Origin of the sequence: Streptomyces sp. NPDC021100, from assembly GCF_044333095.1 — a bacterium.
In the GTDB taxonomy this organism is placed as follows: Bacteria; Actinomycetota; Actinomycetes; order Streptomycetales; family Streptomycetaceae; genus Streptomyces.
Genome location: NZ_JBIRQH010000002.1, coordinates 29,849 through 46,396, shown reverse-complemented (window position 1 = coordinate 46,396; position 16,548 = coordinate 29,849). Strand labels below are relative to the sequence as shown.

Genomic DNA, 16,548 nt, shown 5'->3' with positions numbered 1-16,548 from the left:
CGCGTCGTCGCGTGTTCGATCTCCTGAACCGACGGCTGCCCGGAGATCCGGCCGCCATGCGTGTGACACGCCCTACTCCGCTCCGGCGGGGGCCGGTTGGGGAACGGCCGGTGCGTGTCCGGGGGAGGGGGCGAGAGCGAAAATCGTCGGTGGCAGGTGAGCGTGGGCATTCCGGTCAGGGCGGGGTGCGCCACGCCGTTCACCCCTGGCAGGCGGCGCCCGCGGCCATCACGCGTCCCGCGGCAGCGCACTCGCCTCGGCCCTCCGGCGCGCGGGCCGCGACGCCGGAGAGGCCGCTCCCCGTCCGTACGGGAAGCGGCCTCTCCGGACCTCTCGTCACGACGGGCCGGCCGGCCGGTCAGCGCCTCCCGGCGCGCTGCCGCAGCCGCCCGACCAGGGCCAGGGCCAGCGCCAGGCCGCCCGTGAAGTACAGCTGCACCCGGGTGTCCGCGTCGAGCGTCATCAGCACCAGCACCCCGGCCACCCCCGCCAGCGTCACCCACGTCAGATACGGGAAGCCCCACATCCGGACCACCAGCGTGCCGGGCGCCTCGCGCTCCAGCCGGCGGCGCAGCAGCAGTTGGGAGACGGCGATGAAGCCCCACACGATCAGCACGACGCCGCCGACCATGTTGAGCAGCCAGGCGAAGACGGTGGTGGGCCACCAGAAGGAGAGCAGGACGGCGAAGAAGCCGAAGCCGGACGAGGCGAGCACCGCGCGGCGCGGGATCCCGCCCGACACCTTCGCCAGGAACTTCGGGCCCTGCCCCCGCGCGACCAGCGAGTAAGCCATGCGCGACGAGCCGTAGATGTTGGCGTTCATCGCCGACAGCAGCGCGATCAGCACGACCACGTTCATGATCTGGCCGCCGCCCGGGACGCCGAGCCGCTCCAGCACGGCCGCGTACGGCCCCTGTTCGGTGACGGCCTTGTCGTGCCACGGCAGCAGCGTGACGATCACCAGCATCGACCCGACGTAGACGACGCCGATCCGCCACATCGTCGTCCGGACGGCCTTGGCCACGCCGCGCACGGGGTTCTCGGACTCGGCGGCGGCGATGGTGACCGTCTCCAGGCCGCCGTAGGCGGCGACCGAGGCCAGCAGCCCGATCAGCAGCCCGTTCGTCCCGTTGGGCAGGAAGCCGCCGTCGTGCAGGAGGTGCGCGGTGCCGGGGGAGTCGCTGCCGGGCAGCACGCCGAGGATCGCCAGCACGCCGAGGCCCAGGAAGAGGGCGATGGCCCCGATCTTCAGGGCCGCGAACCAGAACTCGAACTCGCCGAAGTGCGCGACGGAGCCCAGGTTGCTGCCGCAGAACAGCGCCATCAGGATCAGCACCCACATCCAGGACGGGGTACCGGGGAACCACCCCTGGAGGATGTGGGCGGCGCCGATCGCCTCGATCGCCACGCCCACCACCAGCAGCGTCCAGAACATCCAGCCGGCGGTGAAGCCGGCCCACGGGCCGATCGCCCGGTCGGCGTGCACCGAGAACGAGCCGGACGCCGGGTTCGCGGCGGACATCTCGCCGAGCATCCGCATCACGAACATCACGAGCAGGCCGGACACGGCGTACGCGAGCACGATGGAGGGCCCGGCGGCGGCGATGCCGGCGCCCGAGCCGACGAACAGGCCCGCGCCGATGACCCCGCCGAGCGCGATCATCGACAGGTGCCGCTGCTTGAGCCCGTTCGACAGCGAGCCCGAGGGGCCCGGGCGCGACGCGTCGCCGGCCGGGCGGTCGTCGGGGGCCGTGCCGCGGGCGGGCGGCGTGTCGGCCGCGTCGGTCGCGGATCCGCCGCCCGAGGGCGGCGGAGAGGGTGTCAGTGTCCGGCTCATGGTCATGCCTGTCCAATATGCGAGATCGGGAGGCCTCGATTATGGGCAAACGGGTGAGTGGGTGTGTGGCTCGTCCGATATTCGGACGATCGCGTCACGCACGGTGATCGTCGCGCGGCGGAGGCGGAAGGGGCGGGAGACCGCGGAAAACATGCGCGTATCGGGCGATCTGCGAAGATCGGCTCATGAGCGCTCGGTTCCGCTCCCTCCCGGCGCACTGGCCGGTGGGCGCGCCCGTCCTGGCCGCCGCCGTCCTCGCGCTGACCTGGGGGCGGTCGCTGTCCCCCGGCCTCGTGGCCCTCGTGAGCTGCTGCCTGGCCGCCGCGGTGCTCTCCGCGGTGCACCACGCGGAGGTCGTCGCGCACCGGGTCGGCGAACCCTTCGGCTCGCTCGTGCTGGCCCTGGCGGTGACCGTCATCGAGGTGGCCCTCATCGTCACGCTGATGGCCGACGGCGGCGACAAGAGCAGTTCGCTCGCCCGGGACACCGTCTTCGCCGCCGTGATGATCACCTGCAACGGCATCGTCGGCCTGTCCCTGCTGGTGGGTGCGCTCCGGCGGCGCGTGGCGGTCTTCAACGCGGAGGGGACGGCCGCGGCGTTCGGCACCGTGGCGACCCTGGCGGGGCTCAGCCTGGCCCTGCCGACGTTCACCACCAGCACCCCCGGGCCGCGGTTCTCCGCCGCCCAGCTCGTCTTCGCCGCGCTGGCGGCCCTGACCCTCTACGGCCTGTTCGTGGCGACCCAGACCGTACGGCACCGGGACTACTTCCTGCCCGTGACGGCCGCCGGCGAGGTCATCGACACCGACGACCACGCCGACCCGCCGACCGCCCGGACCGCGCTGACCAGCCTCGGGCTGATGGGCGTCGCCCTGGTCTCGGTGGTCGGCCTGGCCAAGGGGGTCTCGCCGGTCATCGAGTCCGGCGTGGCCGCGGCCGGCCTCCCGGCGTCCGTCGTCGGCGTCGTCATCGCCCTCCTGGTACTGCTCCCGGAGACCATCGCCGCCGTCCGCGCCGCCCGCCGCGACCGCGTCCAGACCAGCCTCAACCTCGGTCTCGGCTCGGCCATGGCCAGCATCGGCCTCACCATCCCGGCGGTCGCCGCGGCCTCGGTCTGGCTGGAGGGCCCGCTCGTCCTCGGCCTCGGCGCGACCCACATGGTCCTGCTCGCCCTCACCGTCGCCGTCGGCACCCTCACGGTGATCCCGGGCCGGGCCACGCCCCTCCAGGGCGGCGTGCACCTGTCGCTGCTGGCGGCGTACGTGGTGCTGGCGGTCAGTCCTTGAGCGGTGATTGACCGACTCCTCGGGGGGCGAGGTGGCGTCTGACCGACCCGCCGCGGACCGAGATGGCGCCTGACCGACCACTCCGCGGCCGAAGCGGCGTCCGGGCGGCCCGCCGACGGGCGTTCCGGCGATCGGGCGCTCCGCCCGCCGGGCGCCTCGGCGACCCGTCACCCTCCGCCCGCCGGACACCCTCCGTGGACCCAGCGGGCTTCGACCCGCCCGGCCTGCCGCCCGACGGGCCTGTCCGGACCCGGGACAGGGCCTTTCGGCCCCTCCCGAAAGACCGGCCCTGGCAGCCATGTTGGAGGTGGAGGCGCCGGCCGCTCCCGTCCGGCGCCTCGCGTACGCACCGCCCCCGCGCCCCAGGAGGGTCCCATGCCCGGCACCATCGCCGTCGGAGTCGACGGAACCGATCACAGCCGCGCCGCGGCCGACTGGGCGGCGGCCGAGGCCGCGCGGCGCGGCATGGAGCTGTGCCTGGTGCACGCCTCCGTACGGCGCCCCCGTGCCGTGGTCCCCGCCGACGACGCCGCGGCGCGGGAGCGCTGGGCGGCCGACGTCCTGCGGGACGCGGGGAAGCGGGCGGCCAAGGAGTTCCCGGGCCTCACCGTCATCACCCGGCAGGTCGCCGCCGACCCGGTCCCCGCCCTCATCGCCGAGGCGGCCGGCTCCGACCTGCTGGTGCTCGGCTCGCGCGGCCACGGCACCGTCGTCGGCCACCTGCTCGGATCCGTCGGGCTGCACGTGCTGCGCCAGGCCACCGGCCCGGTCGTGGTCGTCCGCGGTCCGCGCGACGACGACCGCCGGGGGAGCGGGCGGTACGCGGACGGTCCGGCGGACGACCCGGCCACGGGCGAGGTCGTCGTGGGCGTACAGGATCTGGAGGAGCGCGGCGCCGCCGTCCTGGACTTCGCGTTCGCCGCGGCGGAACGGCTGGGCACGCGGCTGCGGGCGGTACGGGCCTGGACGGTTCCGCCGGTCTTCGCCTGGAGCCCCGGCTCCTTGTGGCTCGCCGGCGAGGACGAGGGGATGGACGAACGCGAGCGCCGGAGCCTCGAGGAGGTCCTGCGCCCGTGGCGCGAACGCCACCCGGCGGTCGACGTGGCCGTGCACGTCGAGACGGGCAGCGCGGCCCAGGTGCTGCTCACCCATGGCACCGGGGCCGCGCTCGTGGTCGTCGGACGCCGGCTGCCCGGGCGGCACGGCGTCCAGCGCCTCGGCCCGGTCGCCCTGGCGGCCCTGCACCACGCGCCCGGCCCGGTCGCCGTGGTGCCGCACCCCTGAGCCGGCGGGGCGGGGCAGGGACGTACACCCCGCTCGCCCCGCCGCGTCGGATCAGCGCAGCGCGGTCATCCGCTGGAGCGCCCGGTGGCCGTTCCGCCGGTCACCGGCGTCCGGGGCGGGCGTGCTTGTCCCGCAGTACTCGGCGTCGACGAGGGCGGCCAGGTCGCCGGTCCAGTCGCCGTTCAGGTTGAACGCCGCCGTGTGCCGCCCGTCGGGCGACGACACGGCCAGCGACGTGGAACCGTGGATGCCGCCGCTGTGCAGCCAGACCGGCGTGCCGCAGGAGGTGACGGCCCGCGAGATGCCCAGCCCGTACCCCGTCTCGCCCGGCTCGCCCTTGCTCGGCACGGTCGTCAGCAACTCGCGCTGCTGCCGCTCGGGCAGCAGCCGGCCGGCGAGCAGCGCGCCGTAGAAGCGGTTGAGATCGCCGGTGGTCGAGATGATCTCGCCCGCGGCCCAGGCCCACGACGGGTTCTGCTCGGTGGTGTCGTAGATCTTCGTGGACGAGTCGTCGAACAGCTTGCTGTACCCGCGCCCGTGCGGGCCCGGGATGCCCGGCGAGGTGCCCGGCAGCGTCGTGGCGCGCAGCCCCAGCGGCTTCACGACGCGGCGCTCGATCTCGTCGGCGTAGGAGTGGCCGGTCAGCTTCTCGATGAGCATCCCGGCGAGGATGTAGTTGGTGTTGGAGTAGCGCCAGTCCGTGCCCGGCGTGAAGTTCGGCTGGTGTGACAGGGCGGTGCGCAGGAGATCGGCCGGCTTCCGGGTGTCGTAGCGGTGCTTGAAGAAATCGGTGCTGAGCGACTTCCGGATGCCTTCGTCGTCCGTGTAGTTGTAGAGGCCGCTGGTGTGGTTGAGCACCTGCCGGATGGTGATGCGGCTGCCGTCGTTCCCATTGCCCCGGACGACGCCGGGCAGTCTGCGCTCCAGCGTGTCGTCGAGGCCGACCTTGCCCTCCGCCTCCAGTTGGAGGAGGACGACCGAACTGAACACTTTGCTGATGCTGCCGATCCGGAAGCGGTCCTGGGGCAGCCGCTTGCGGTGCGTCTCCACGTTCGCGACCCCCGCGGAGCCGTTCCACCGCCCGTCCTCGTCCCGCGCCTCCGCGAGCAACCCGGGTACTCCCGCCCGTACTTGCGCCTCCAGCGCGGCCTGCGTCGCCTGGTGCGACGTGCGCCCGCCGGCCGCCGGGGCGGCCACGGCCGAGGTGACAGCGGTCGCGGCCACCGTCATGGCCGCCGCCGCGGCGACCAGGGTGCTGCGCGCTCTCCTTACGCTGCTCATCTGCGGTCTCCGTTCGGTCACTGTGCGATGAGAGGTGCGTACGGGGGACAGGACTCCCGTGGTGCGCCCACCCGTTGAGCGGAACCGGAACGAGGAGGGCGGGAGGGGAGGGAAACCGGCCACCCGCTCCGCCGTTCCGTGCGGGACCGACGGGGCGGGTGGCGCCGGGACTCCTGGGAGGAGCCTCCCGGCGCCGGCACCGGGCGGCCGCGGGAACTTGGCGGAAAGAGGACGGGCCGTGCGGCCGTGGGTCGGGGCGGAGGCGTGGGGGCGAGCGTCCGGTGGGGAGCGGACGCGGCCGGGTCCGTCGTCCGGTGGGGAGCGGACGTGGGCGGCGTCAGCGGACCGCCTCGCCGTTTCCCCTCTCCTCACTCTCCTCACCCGAGAACACCGCGCGGAAGGGCAGCGCGAGGGACAGCGCCGCCGCGACGAGGCAGCCGCCCGCCCACAGTGGCCCGACGGGCCCGAGGCCGGTGCCGAGCGTGGTGGCGGCGACGAGCGGACCGACGGAGGCACCGGCGTTGAGGGCGGCGGTCGCGTACGCGCCCGCCATGGTGGGGGCGTACGCCGCCTCGTACAGGACCCGTGTGATCAACGTGCTGCCCAGCCCGAACGACAGCGCGCCCTGCGCGAACGCGAGGACGAGCAGGGCGGCGGGCCGCTCGGCCAGGAGGGCCAGCGCCGGCCAGCCGACGAGCAGCAGCGGGCCGCCGGCCGCGACGACCAGGCCCGGGCGCCGGTCCGCGAGCCGCCCGGCGAGGGTGACACCGGCGAGGGAACCGGCCCCGAAGAGCATCAGGACGGCCGGGACCCACAGCCTGCCCAGCCCGGCGCGGTCGGTCACGACGGGAGCGAGGAAGGTGAAGCTCCCGAAGGTCGCCGCGTTGACCAGCGCGGCGAGCAGCATCACCAGGAGCAGCCGGGGGCTCCCCAGCCGCGCGAGCTCCGAGCGGAGGGCCGGCTTTCCGGCCGCGTCCCCCTGCCGTGGGCGGGCGGGCAGACCCATGAGGATGCCGAGGGCCGCGGGCAGACAGAGCGCCGCCACCGCCCAGAAGGTGGCCCGCCAGCCGAGCAGCGTGCCGAGCAGCGCTCCGGCCGGGACGCCGGCGATCGTGGCGAGCGTCGTCCCCGACAGCAGGACGGCCAGCGCTCGCCCCTTCCGGTCGCGCGGGACCAGGCCGGCGGCGGTCGTCAGCGCGACGGCGAGGAAGCCCGCGTTCGCGAGCGCGGCGACGACCCGGGTCGCGAACAGGACCGGGAAACTCGTCGTCACCGCCCCCACGGCATGCGCCGCCGCGAACCCGAGGACGAACAGGAGGAGGCTGTTCCGCCCCGGCCGCCCGCGCGTGAGCGCGGCCGCGAGCGGGGCGCCGACGACCATCCCGACCGCGAAGCCCGGGGTGAGCGCGCCCGCCGTACCGAGCGGTACGCCGAGGTCGGAGGCGATGTCCGGCACGAGGCCGGAGAGCATGAATTCGGACGTTCCCATGGCGAAGACCGCCAGGGCGAGTAGATACAAGGGGAGGGGCATCGAGTGGCTCCGAGGTGAGGAGAGGCGGGAAGGCTCGTCTCGTCACCGCGGTCAGCACCCACGGGCGCACGCGTCCGGCAGGCGTCCGGAAGGACGGCGGAATTCAGTGGTGCAGGGGGCTGACGGCGTGACCGGCAGCCCCCACCCTGGATGCTTCGGGGCTCGACATGACCGGCAGGCTACCGGAACGGCACTCGCACGGGCACTCGAATACTCCGCTGTTCCGCACCGGCCGGCGGCCGCCTACTCCTCCTCCACCACGATCCGCTCCACGGCGGCCCGCACCAGCTCGTCGCGCTCCGCCTCCGAGAAGACGTCCGGCAGGGTGAGCTGTTCGACGATCACCCAGTTCAGCGTCGCGAAGAGCAGCTTGACCGCCATGGCGTCGCCGGGGAGGCCGGAGGCCGCGTGGTAGGCGAGGTTGGCGTCGAGGTCCGCCCGGACCCGCTCGGTGAGGACCTTGCGCAACTCGGGGCGGCGGGTGGCCTCCAGCCGCAGTTCGAGCAGCGCCAGGTATCCGGTCCGGAAGGAGGCGACGCGGCCGACGACCTCGCGCATCAGCTCCGCGTAGGTCTCCCGGTCGCGGCCGGCCGCCCGCTGGCGGGCGATCAGGGCCTCGTCGGGCTGGAGCCGCTCGTAGACGCGGGCGCCGGCCTGGGTGAGCAACTGGTCCCGGCCGGTGAAGTAGTTGGACGCGGTCCCGGCGGGCACCCCCGCCTCACCGTCCACCGCCCGGAACGTCAGCCCGCGTGCGCCTTCCCGCGCCAGCACCTCGATCGCGGCGTCGACGAGGGCGGCGCGGCGCTGGTCGTTACGTCGTGCCATGCGAGGTACTCCGGTCGTAGTACTAAGGACGAGCCACTGCGCTGAGAGTACTACGCGTGGAGTCGTCATTCGCCCGTTGGAGTGCGCCGCTTGCGCACACCCCTACCGGCGGCGCCGGATGCGGTGCCGTGGACGTCTGCTCCGTCCTTCCGCGTCAGCCGGAACCGGGCGAGGGCCACCCCCGGAACCGGCTCGAAACCACCGACGCGGACGAAACCGAGCCGCCGGTACAGCGCCACGGCCGGATGGTTGCCCGCGCCCGTACTCACCAGCGCGTCGTGCTCCGGGGCCAGCTCGTCGAGCAGGTGGCGCAGCAGCCGCGACGCCAGCCCGCGCCGGAACCAGCGCGGATCGACGCACACGCGGTGCACATCGACGGCCGTCTCCTCGCCGAGCTCCTGCCAGGCGACGAACGCGGCGACCCGACCGTTCCGGGTGACCGCACCGAGCCACCGCAGGGGCTGGGCCCGCATCTCCTCCAGGCTCTCCCGCAGAGCCGGAATGCCGGTGAAACCGATCAGTTCGGCCTCGACCGCGTAGGCGCGGCGGCCGACGCGGTGCACCTCCGACGCGGTGGCGGCGTCCGCCATGCTCAACTCGCGCACGACGAAGCCGGTACCGTCACCTTCCGCGCCTTCCGTCACTACGCAAGCACGACCGTCTTGAGCCAGTCGTCGACGGTGACGACGTCCGCCCACTGCGGGAACAGCCGCTCGGTGAGGGCCTGGTGCAGTACCGGGTCGGTGTCCGCGCAGGCGTCGGAGAGGACGGTGAGACCGAAATCCAGGTCGTTCGCCTGGCATACGGTGGACAGCACCACGGCACTGGTGGCGACGCCGGTGAGGACGAGGCCGTCGATACCGCGCGCCCTCAGCACCACATCCAGGTCGCTGCCCGAGAAAGCGCTCGCCCGCCTCTTCGTCACCACCACCTCGCCCGGCCGGGGCGCGACATCAGGGTGGATCTCCGTGCCCGGCTCGCCCTCGACGAAGAGCCCGCCGCTCGCGATGGCGGCCAGCGGCTTGTTGCGCGTCCCGACCTCGGGAAAACCGGGCCGCAGCGCGATGACCACGTAGATCACAGGGATACCCGCCGTTCGCGCCCCGTCGATCGCCCTGCGCAGGCGGGGCAGGTATCCGGAGTCGTCGACCGCGATGTCCACGACGGCCCGTTGGACGTCCATCACGAGAAGGGCACTGCTCATGTCGTCTCCAGGGAAGGGTCGATTCGGCGTCGCGACAGGCCGCGTCGGGTGTTCGAATCCTAGGCGGCTCAGGCTGCGGGCGGCATCGAGTTTCGAGCCCGCCGATCACGCCCTCGTGCGCTCGCGTGGTCGAGGGACTTCAGACCGGCTCCGACGCCGGCGGAGTGAGAGGGGAGGGCGGTTCGCTGTGCTCCTGGGTGGGTGAGACCGTGGGAAGGTTCGATTCGGCCGGCGCGTGTGCCGGTGGCTTCAAGGAGATGTCCGTGCCCGGGAATCGCCACCACGAGTGCTGCTCGCGTAGGGGCACGCGTGCCCAGGCCCCGATCGCGGCCGCGTCATGAACGGCATGGCGGCCGAGGCCATCGGCACGAAGCGGCTGGATCTGCTGCCGTTGCGGGTCGGGCATGCCGAGGAAATGGCCGTTGTTCTGTCCGATCCGGCCCTGTATGCGTTCATCGGCGGCACCCCGGATTCCCCGCGAGCTCTCCGTTCGCGCTACCGGCGGATGATGTCGGGCTCCCCCGACCCGGCCGTCTCCTGGCTGAACTGGGTGATACGGTTCCGCGACGAGCCCTGCCTGACCGGAACCGTCCAGGCCACGGTCACTGCTTCCGGCTCCGGGCGCAACGCCGAAATCGCCTGGGTGGTGGGGACTCCGTGGCAGGGACGGGGAATCGCCACCGAAGCGGCCCGAGGGCTCGTCGACTGGCTCGGACGGCAGTCGGTACGGACCGTCATCGCGCACGTCCACCCCGAACACCGGGCGTCCGCCGCCGTAGCCGCCGCCGCGGGGCTCGTTCCCACTGACGAATGGCACGAAGGCGAGATCCGGTGGTGCCACCGCTTCGAGCGGTAGCTTCACCCGTTCACCGGGAACGCCGCCTGGAAGGCCAGCCGTTGGGGGGGCGTCCGCGCCGAGGCGGGTCAGTAGGTCGTCGAGTGCGAGGTACTCCTGCCAGGGTTCCCTGCCCGTCATGGCGGTCAACTCCCGGACGAGTCTGTCCTCGAGGTCCGGGACCCGTTTGTCCTTCCACACCTTGTCGGCCGTGCTGACGAGGAGGTCCTCGATCGTCACGGCGGGGTCGTCCCAGCTCGCGTGGGTGGCGGCGAACCGGGCCGTCGCCGGGGTGAAGCCGTGGCTCAGGAGCAGGTCCCGGCCCGCCGTCTCGTGGGCCGAGCCGGGGCCCGTCAGCTCTTCGGGGTGGAGGATCTTGCCCACGTCATGGGTGGCGGCGCCGAAGAGGACGGCGTCGTGGTCGACGGGCGTGTCCGGGTAGCGGTCCCGCACCCAGGCGGTCAGGCGGGCCGCGACGTCGTGGACCGCGCGCAGGTGCGCTGCCAGGCGGGGTGGGGCTCCCAGGGCCCGCAGGAGGTCCGCCACCACGGGTGGAAGTGGTCGCAGGGGCGGCTCACCGGGGGTTTCGAAGGCGCGGGACAGGAGGTTCGCGGAGGGCGCGGTCATTCCGGTGACGCTACCGGTGTCCGGTCGCGCCCGTCCGCTGTCGGTCCGCTGCCGGTCACGGCGTTCCGCCGGGGTGCCGCGGCGGTGGCTCTGTCGTGACGGCGTTCGGTTCGGCGTCGTCCCCGCCGCACGTCCGCGCCCGCTCCGCCGTGCTCAGACCCGCACGCCGTAGTCCTGTGCGATGCCCGCGAGGCCCGAGGCGTAACCCTGGCCGATGGCACGGAACTTCCACTCCGGGCCGTGGCGGTAGAGCTCGCCGAAGACCATGGCGGTTTCGGTGGAGGCGTCCTCCGTCAGGTCGTACCGGGCGAGTTCGCGGCCGTCGGCGCGGTTCACCACGCGGATGAAGGCGTTGCGGACCTGGCCGAAGCTCTGGCCGCGCTGGGCGGCATCGTAGATCGAGACCGGGAAGACTATCTTGTCGACCTCGGCCGGGACGGCGGCCAGGTCGACCTGGACCTGCTCGTCGTCGCCGTCACCGCCGCCGGTCAGGTTGTCGCCGGAGTGGACGACCGAACCCTCGGGGCTCCGCAGGTTGTTGAAGAAGACGAAATGCTGGTCGGACGGCACCTTGCCGTTGGCGTCGCACAGCAGGGCGGAGGCGTCCAGGTCGTAGTCGGCGCCGGTCGTGGTGCGGACGTCCCAGCCGAGGCCGACGGTGACGGCGGTCAGGCCCGGCGCCTCCTTGCTCAGCGAGACATTGCCGCCCTTGGCCAGGGTCACTGCCATGAACGTCCTCCAGGTGATGGGTGATCGGTCGGGGCGACGCGATGGGACAACCCCGGCTGGGACCCTATAGTTTCATAGTTGCGCAAGCAAGAAACCGAGCCGGACCGCCCTCACTCCGGACGGCCCGCCTCCTCTATCTGATGGCGCAGGAACGGCAGTACCCCGCGCTCCAGCAGCGCCCGCTGCCAAGCCGCCCGCGCTTCCGCCACGCGTTCGCCGCTCGAAGCGGCGGGCCGCGCCGTGCGGTTGCGTACCGCGATCACCAGGACCGCGACGACCCCGAGCACGACCGCCGCGGCCGCCACCGCCACCGCCGTCCAGCCGGCGGCCTGCAGGCCGCGGGCGAGCCGGGCTTGGACGCCGAGGAGGCGGAAGCCGTAGCCGAGGACGAGGAACGCCGCCGCCGCGGCCGCCGCGAGGGCCGGGATGAGAACGGCCAGCGCGCCCAGTCCGTTCCCGAGCGGTGACGGTGCCCCGCGCCGGCGCGTCGAGCGGGCTTCGAGGTAGGCGCGGTACTCGGGAATCGCGGCGGCGGCGATCTCCGCGCGGGACTGCAGTGCCCAGGTGCGGAGTCGGTCGGCGGAGACGGCGGTCGTGGTCCGGAGCGCCTCGGTGATCCGCGGCGAACTCAGGCCCTGTTCAAGGACGTCTTCGAAGGCGGCTCGGTCTTCGGTCCGCGTGGGGTCGGCGCTCGGCATGCACGGTCCTCGTCATCGCTGCGGGCGGGAGCGGGGGGTGGGCGCAAGGCCAGGTGAGCGGTCTGCCCCGAAAATTCCTACCCACCGGGCGGCCTGCCGAAGTCCGGTTCGGGCGCCGCGCGGAGGCGCGCGCCCCGCCCGGGCGCCGCCCGGTCGCGCCGTCATTCATACTTGCTATATTGCGCAACCATGAAATTGTGGAGGAAGCGGATGAAGGTGTGCGTATGACGCGCGCCACGAGTGCCGGGCGTCATGGCGGCCGACGGACCGCAGGCCCGGGTCGACAGACCGCGAGCCCCAGTTCACCGACCGTACGGCCGAGTCGACGGACCGCACCCCCGGACCGGCGCACCACGCGGGTGAAGCGGCGGCGGCGCGGCCGTATACGCGTCCTCGCGTTCTCGGCCGCGGCCTGCGTCCTCGTGCTCCTCGCGGGAGGGGTGTGGTTCTACTGCCGGCTCGACGGCAACATCGACAGCTTCGACGCCGGGGGACTGTCCAAGAACCGCCCCGCCGAAGGGCAGGGCGGCCGGAACGTCCTCGTCATCGGCTCGGATTCACGGTCCGGGGCCAACAGCGCGCTCGGCGGGGGAGAGGGGGACGTCGGACGCTCCGACACCGCGTTCCTCCTGCACGTCTACGCCGACCGCAGACACGCCGTCGCGGTGTCCATCCCCCGGGACACCCTGGTCGACATCCCGCCCTGCCGCCTGCCGGACGGGAGATGGACCGAGCCGCAGTCCGGCGCCATGTTCAACTCCGCCTTCTCCGTGGGACTCACGGCCAAGGGCAACCCCGCCTGCACCCAGAACGTGGTGGAGAAACTCACCGGACTGCGCGTCGACCACACCGTCGTCGTCGACTTCGCCGGATTCGCGGCGATGACCTCGGCCGTCGGCGGGGTGCGGGTGTGCCTGCCCGGCGACGTCTACGAAGGGGACCTCAACCCCCACCGCGGATCCCGCGGCGAGCGCATCTTCGCCAAGGGGCCGCAGACCGTGTCGGGCCAGAAGGCCCTGGACTACGTGCGGTTGCGGCACGGCCTGGGCGACGGGTCCGACATCGGCCGGATCCGGCGTCAACAGGCCTTCGTCGGCGCCCTCATCAAGAAGGTGAAGGGGGAGGGCTTCGACCCCACCACCCTGCTGCCGCTGGCCGACGCCGCCACCCGCTCCCTGACCGTCGACCCGGGCCTCGACTCGGCCCGGAAGCTGCTCTCCTTCGCGATGTCGCTCAAGAACGTGGACCTGCACGAGACCAAGTTCGTCACCGTGCCCTGGCGTTACCAGGGCAACCGGGTGGCGATCGTCCAGCCCGACGCCGACGCCCTGTGGGACGCGCTGCGGCACGACCGCACCCTCGACGGCAAGGAGACCGCCGGCAGAAGCCCGAAGCCCTCACCCTCGCCCGCCTCCGGCGCCGGGATCAGCGTCGGCGTGCACAACGGCACGAACGTCCCGGGTCTGGCCGCCAGGGCCGCCGGCGAGCTGCGGGCCGCGGGCTTCACGGTCACCGGCACCGGCGACGCGCCGTCTCGCGAGCGGACGACCGTCGTCACCTACGGCCCGGGCCTCCAGGACCGCGCGCGGACCGTCGCCGACCGTTTCCCGGGCGCGGAACTGCGCTCCGCCTCCACACCGGGTATCGACGTCACCCTGGGCACCTCCTACGCCTCCCACCCCGCACCGGGCACTCCCTCACCCTCCGCGTCGGCACCCTCCACCGTCCCCTCCCGGGTGACCGACGAGGCCCGCTCCGCCGACGACGACATCTGCTCGCACATCTCCTACGGGTGACCAGGGGCCGTACCCCGGGCCTGAACACCGTTGCCTCCCGGGCGCCTTGACGTCCGCCCGCCCGCTTCCCTTCCGCCCCGCGCCGGTGCAGACTGGGCGGCGGTACCGGACCGCCCGTGTCCCGGCCCGCCCGCGAGGGCGGCGGAGCGCGGCGGCCTCGCACGACGCCGGTAGCCGGGGGGTGGTGCCGGACGTCGGTGGCCTCGGCGTACGCGAAGGAGCACGGCGCGCGGTCCGGCACGGCCGACGCGCGCCGGACCGCCGTGTACGACTTCATCACCCACGACCTGTTCGGAAACCTGCTCTCCGGGCTGCTCATCGCGGCGAGTGCCCCGGCGGCCCGGAGACTGCGGAACGGACTGCGGGACGCCGTGACCGCCCGTTGCCCGCGCCGCCGCCGGAGGCCACAAGGCGGCCGGTGACCGAGTATGGCCCGCACCACGGTCCTCGACAGCGCCTGGAGTACGGCGTCATGCGTGACGAGACGTCCACCGGACCCCCGCCCCTACCCGGTACCGCAGGCTACGGCGAGGCCGCCGATGTGCTCGCCGGGCAGGACGAGAGCGCGGACTTCGCCGAGGTGCACCGCGAAGTGCCGTACCTGTTCCTTGAAGGCCGGGGACCGTCCTCGACCTCGCGGCCGGCAGCGGACGGGACACCGCCGCGTCGGCCGGGCGCGGGCACCGCGCCGCCGACGAGGCCGCCGCCCTGGCCCGCCGGCACGGGCTCGCCGCCCTGCACCGCGGGCACGGCGGCGACCAGCTCGGCCGGGCGGACGCGACATGGAGCCACCTGGTTCTCGAACGGCCCTGACCGGCCCGCCACGTCGCGCCCGGCGGAACCCGGCGGACGCCCACGGCGTCCATGACCTTCGCGACGCCCATGAGCGCATGCGGGGGCGAACAGAAGTCCGTGAACGAAATGGGGTGGGACCCGGTGCCGACCGGACCCGACGAAGAATCGATACGTTCCGTCAACGAGCTGACGGCCGACTGGGCGCGCCTCGCCGTCGGACCGGGCGAGGGGCGCGGAACCGTGTTCTCCGCGGCTGCCGTCTGGCCGTTGCTCGCCTTCCTGGCGGCGGGCGCGGACGGCCCGGCCCGCTCCGAACTGCGCGGCGTCCTGGGCCTGCCGGGAGCGGCCGACGCGGCGGATCGCGGCCGCCGGCTGGTCGAGCTGCTGCGCGCGGCCGACGGCGTCGACGCCGCCGTCGGCCTGTGGACGAGACGGGACGTGCCGGTCCGGCCGGTGTGGGAGGCGCGGCTGCCCGGCGGGGTGCGCGGCGAGCTGACCGGCGACGCCGAGCGGGACGGCCGCGCGCTCGACGCCTGGGCCGCCGCGCACACGGACGGCGCCGTCCCGTCGATGCCCGTGCCGGCCGGCCCCGACCTCGCCATGGTCCTGGCCGGCGCCCTGCTCGTCCGCACCCGGTGGACGAGGCCCTTCTCGGAGGGCTGGCTCACCCCCGAGACCGGCCCCTGGCAGGGCCGCCGGCTGACCGGCCTGTACCGGAGCGGCGGGGACCTGGACGCGGTCCGCGTCGCGCCGGACACCCCCGCCGGACCGCTGACCGTCGCCGAGATCCGGGGCGACAACGGCCTGGACGTGCACCTGCTGCTCGGGGCCGAAGGGGTCGCGGGCGCGGACGTCCTCGCGGCGGGCCCGGGTGTGCTCGCCGGGGACCACACCACCGTCGCCGGCTCCGCCCTGCCCTACGGCAACCCGGGCCCGGGCGTCACCGTCGCCGACTCGACCGGCTGGGACAGCGCCCCGGTCCTGGTGACCTCCACCGCCCGGTTCACCGTCCGCGCCGGACACGACCTCCTCGAACGCCCGGGCGCCTTCGGCCTCCGCACCGCCGTCGACCGCTCCACCGGGCACTTCCCGGGCATCAGCCCGGTCCCGCTGGCGGTCTCGTCGGCGCGGCAGGACATCGTGGCGGCCTTCACCGCCCGCGGGTTCGAGGCGGCGGCCGTGACCGCGTTCGGGATGGCCGCGGCCGGTGTGCCGACGCGCCGCTCCCGGCACGTCTCCGCCAGTTTCGAGCGCCCCTTCGGCTTCCTGGCCGTGCACCGGGAGTCCGGTCTGATCCTGGCCGCCGGCTGGGTCACCGAGCCCGATGAGGCTCCCGACCACCCCTGGTGACCCGTCCCCGGCCTCGACGGCCTCCCGCGGCCCGGCGGCGAGCGTCCCGCCGGGCCCGAGATGCGGCCCGGAAGGCGGGCGTGCACGCTGGAACGACGATCTCGATGTCCCCCGACGAAAGGGTGAAGGAGCATGATCGTCCAGAAACTGCACGAAGCCGGCCTGCGGAGCGAGCACGCCTACTGCATGGCCTTCGGCTCCATCGCCCTGACGGTGGTGGCCTGGGCCGGGTCGCTGAAGGCGGAGAGCGCCGGCACCGCCCGGGCCGACCGCTGGGGCATCTTCGTCGGCGAATGGGCGCCGACGTTCTTCACCCTCGGCCTCGCCCTGGCCCGCTACGAGGACCGCGACTGAGACCCCGGCCGGGACCCGGACCGAGAGGACCCCGGCCGGGCCCCGGCCCGGTCCGCAGCGCGGTACGGCCGCCGCGGAACCGTCCGCGTCCCACGGGCGGTTCCTCCACACGACGG

15 protein-coding genes and 1 pseudogene are annotated in these 16,548 nt (G+C 73.8%); 7 read left to right on the top strand and 9 right to left on the bottom strand.

The features are described 5' to 3' along the window. Positions 1-358 precede the first annotated feature (358 nt). Positions 359-1,837: an amino acid permease gene (locus tag ACH4PU_RS03895; RefSeq protein ID WP_398265513.1), complete on the bottom strand. Its 1,479-nt coding sequence runs from the start codon at positions 1,835-1,837 to the stop codon at positions 359-361. Between the two features lie 185 nt (positions 1,838-2,022). On the opposite strand from ACH4PU_RS03895, the gene ACH4PU_RS03890 reads away from it, so the two are divergent. Continuing rightward, positions 2,023-3,123: a calcium:proton antiporter gene (locus tag ACH4PU_RS03890; protein WP_398265510.1), complete on the top strand. Its 1,101-nt coding sequence runs from the start codon at positions 2,023-2,025 to the stop codon at positions 3,121-3,123. Between the two features lie 375 nt (positions 3,124-3,498). Continuing rightward, entirely contained in the window at positions 3,499-4,407 is a 909-nt protein-coding gene (locus ACH4PU_RS03885) for a universal stress protein (protein WP_398265507.1), read from the top strand. 51 nt (positions 4,408-4,458) lie between these two features. On the opposite strand, the gene ACH4PU_RS03880 is transcribed toward ACH4PU_RS03885, so the two are convergent. The 5 genes from ACH4PU_RS03880 to ACH4PU_RS03860 form a co-directional block, all read right to left on the bottom strand. After that, positions 4,459-5,688 (bottom strand): serine hydrolase domain-containing protein, encoded by a 1,230-nt coding sequence (locus ACH4PU_RS03880; protein WP_398265504.1) that lies wholly within the window; start codon positions 5,686-5,688, stop codon positions 4,459-4,461. Between the two features lie 337 nt (positions 5,689-6,025). Then, positions 6,026-7,219 (bottom strand): Cmx/CmrA family chloramphenicol efflux MFS transporter, encoded by a 1,194-nt coding sequence (locus ACH4PU_RS03875; RefSeq protein WP_398265501.1) that lies wholly within the window; start codon positions 7,217-7,219, stop codon positions 6,026-6,028. A gap of 243 nt (positions 7,220-7,462) precedes the next feature. Further along, positions 7,463-8,044, bottom strand: coding sequence for a TetR/AcrR family transcriptional regulator (locus ACH4PU_RS03870; RefSeq protein WP_398265498.1), 582 nt, complete (start codon positions 8,042-8,044; stop codon positions 7,463-7,465). Positions 8,045-8,109: 65 nt separating this feature from the next. Beyond that, positions 8,110-8,649: a GNAT family N-acetyltransferase gene (locus ACH4PU_RS03865; RefSeq protein ID WP_398265495.1), complete on the bottom strand. Its 540-nt coding sequence runs from the start codon at positions 8,647-8,649 to the stop codon at positions 8,110-8,112. 38 nt (positions 8,650-8,687) lie between these two features. Continuing rightward, the gene (locus ACH4PU_RS03860; RefSeq protein WP_398265492.1) at positions 8,688-9,248 is read right to left on the bottom strand and encodes a cysteine hydrolase family protein; all 561 of its coding nucleotides are present in this window, start codon (positions 9,246-9,248) and stop codon (positions 8,688-8,690) included. A gap of 337 nt (positions 9,249-9,585) precedes the next feature. Here ACH4PU_RS03860 and ACH4PU_RS03855 point away from each other — a divergent pair, with 337 nt between their 5' ends. Next, positions 9,586-10,104, top strand: a complete 519-nt coding sequence (locus tag ACH4PU_RS03855) for a GNAT family N-acetyltransferase (RefSeq protein ID WP_398265489.1) — start codon at positions 9,586-9,588, stop codon at positions 10,102-10,104. Positions 10,105-10,106: 2 nt separating this feature from the next. Here ACH4PU_RS03855 and ACH4PU_RS03850 read toward each other — a convergent pair. The 3 genes and pseudogenes from ACH4PU_RS03850 to ACH4PU_RS03840 all read right to left on the bottom strand — a co-directional run bounded on the left by ACH4PU_RS03850 (position 10,107) and on the right by ACH4PU_RS03840 (position 12,137). After that, positions 10,107-10,710 (bottom strand): annotated as a pseudogene (locus tag ACH4PU_RS03850) (HD domain-containing protein). 153 nt (positions 10,711-10,863) lie between these two features. Then, complete coding sequence (locus tag ACH4PU_RS03845) at positions 10,864-11,439, bottom strand: TerD family protein (RefSeq protein WP_185943114.1); 576 nt, start codon at positions 11,437-11,439, stop codon at positions 10,864-10,866. Between the two features lie 110 nt (positions 11,440-11,549). Further along, positions 11,550-12,137 (bottom strand): hypothetical protein, encoded by a 588-nt coding sequence (locus ACH4PU_RS03840; protein ID WP_398265485.1) that lies wholly within the window; start codon positions 12,135-12,137, stop codon positions 11,550-11,552. A 224-nt stretch (positions 12,138-12,361) separates the two neighbouring features. On the opposite strand from ACH4PU_RS03840, the gene ACH4PU_RS03835 reads away from it, so the two are divergent. From ACH4PU_RS03835 to ACH4PU_RS03820, 4 genes are all read left to right on the top strand, one after another. Continuing rightward, positions 12,362-13,933 (top strand): LCP family protein, encoded by a 1,572-nt coding sequence (locus ACH4PU_RS03835; protein ID WP_398265482.1) that lies wholly within the window; start codon positions 12,362-12,364, stop codon positions 13,931-13,933. Positions 13,934-14,130: 197 nt separating this feature from the next. After that, entirely contained in the window at positions 14,131-14,355 is a 225-nt protein-coding gene (locus ACH4PU_RS03830) for a hypothetical protein (RefSeq protein WP_398265479.1), read from the top strand. Positions 14,356-14,869: 514 nt separating this feature from the next. Beyond that, positions 14,870-16,078 (top strand): serpin family protein, encoded by a 1,209-nt coding sequence (locus ACH4PU_RS03825; protein WP_398265476.1) that lies wholly within the window; start codon positions 14,870-14,872, stop codon positions 16,076-16,078. 132 nt (positions 16,079-16,210) lie between these two features. Continuing rightward, the gene (locus tag ACH4PU_RS03820; RefSeq protein ID WP_185943109.1) at positions 16,211-16,432 is read left to right on the top strand and encodes a hypothetical protein; all 222 of its coding nucleotides are present in this window, start codon (positions 16,211-16,213) and stop codon (positions 16,430-16,432) included. Positions 16,433-16,548: the final 116 nt, after the last annotated feature.